At 41.0% G+C, this 1,426-nt stretch carries 1 protein-coding gene; it reads right to left on the bottom strand.

Annotation, left to right across the window (positions count from 1 at the left end; genetic code table 11):
• Positions 1–376 precede the first annotated feature (376 nt).
• The gene (gene pssA / locus ACX5KA_RS07640) at positions 377–1,180 is read right to left on the bottom strand and encodes a CDP-diacylglycerol--serine O-phosphatidyltransferase (RefSeq protein WP_014950059.1); all 804 of its coding nucleotides are present in this window, start codon (positions 1,178–1,180) and stop codon (positions 377–379) included.
• Positions 1,181–1,426: the final 246 nt, after the last annotated feature.

The raw sequence follows: 1,426 nt of genomic DNA, 5'->3' as shown, positions 1-1,426 counted from the left end.
CAGATTGTCTTGTCTAAATTTTTAAAGAACTTTACTAGCTTTTGCTAGCTGCCTCTCCCGAAGCGGATGCGTATCTTACAGCGCATCTTTTTTTTGTCAACAACTTTTGTTTATTTATTTTTAAACTTGGTTTTTGACATCCTCATCAGTTGTTAGCGTTTTGCTGTTCCCTGTTGAGGAGGCGCGCATTCTACGCATTCCTGTAGCATCGTCAACACCCTTTTTTAAATAAATATAAAAAAAGCGACCGTTCGGTCGCTTTTTAATCTATTAGTACATTAAGCATGCGTTTACGCTAGTATATCCTTATTCTATCAGCTCAAAAAGGCATATCCTCTTTATTATTGAGCGAAGACATCTGATTATTGCTACGTAATCATTCCTGCTTATTGTCTACACTTTCATTGCTTTTCTTTTTATCGGCATTGAAGTCTGCATCTTCTTCATGATCGCCCACTACATCGTCTAACGTTACTTTCTCGACGGTACGAAACGTATTGATAGGTCCAGCTAACGCATATAGTGCAAAAACAAGGAACAAAACTAAAGCGGGTTCTGTTGCCACAACAACGAATATCAGAAGAACTAAAAGAAGGCCTACAAATGGAACCTTACCGTGCCAATTAACTTCTTTGAAAGAATTGTATTTAAAGTTACTCACCATCAGCAAACCTGCCAAGCCAGTTACTGCAGCAACTATTAAACCATAGTCGGTACCAACAGCATCATACTCAACTCCAACCCATACAAGACCAGAGACAACAGCCGCAGCAGCCGGACTTGCGAGACCTTGGAAGAAACGCTTATCGGCAATACCAACTTGCGTATTGAAGCGAGCTAAACGAAGAGCTGCACCCGCTACATATATAAAGGCCGCTAACCAGCCTAACTTGCCCAGCTCAGTTAACCCCCAATTATAAGCAACAAGTGCAGGTGCCATTCCAAATGAAACCATATCTGCCATTGAGTCATACTCAGCACCAAAGTCGCTTTGCGTGTTCGTCATTCTTGCCACACGCCCATCTAAACCATCAAAAATCATAGCAACAAAGATAGCCACTGCCGCGGCTTCGAACCTGCCGTTCATTGACGAAACCACAGCAAAGAACCCCGAAAACAACCCTGCTGTTGTTAATAAGTTGGGAAGTAAGTATATCCCTTTACGTTTTTGATCAGACATATGTCCTCATACTTCTACATATACAATTGCACTAATTATTTCATAGATATGCAGGAACGCATAGCAAAGTAAAAAGACCGCCTCGTTCCTTTACATAACGCCGTTGCAAAACGTTATTAGCTTTGCATTGATTACACGTACTCCTACCACAATGTCGACGCTTGGCTTCTATTTATTCGAGACCGCGTATGCTCATGATTAAATAAACAACTAATAACTAGGGTCTGTTGATCTTTGCTGTACATA

Source organism: Alteromonas alvinellae, from assembly GCF_902705805.1.
The sequence above is the reverse complement of the archived record's forward strand: the minus strand, read 5'-3'. Positions and strand labels throughout refer to the sequence as shown.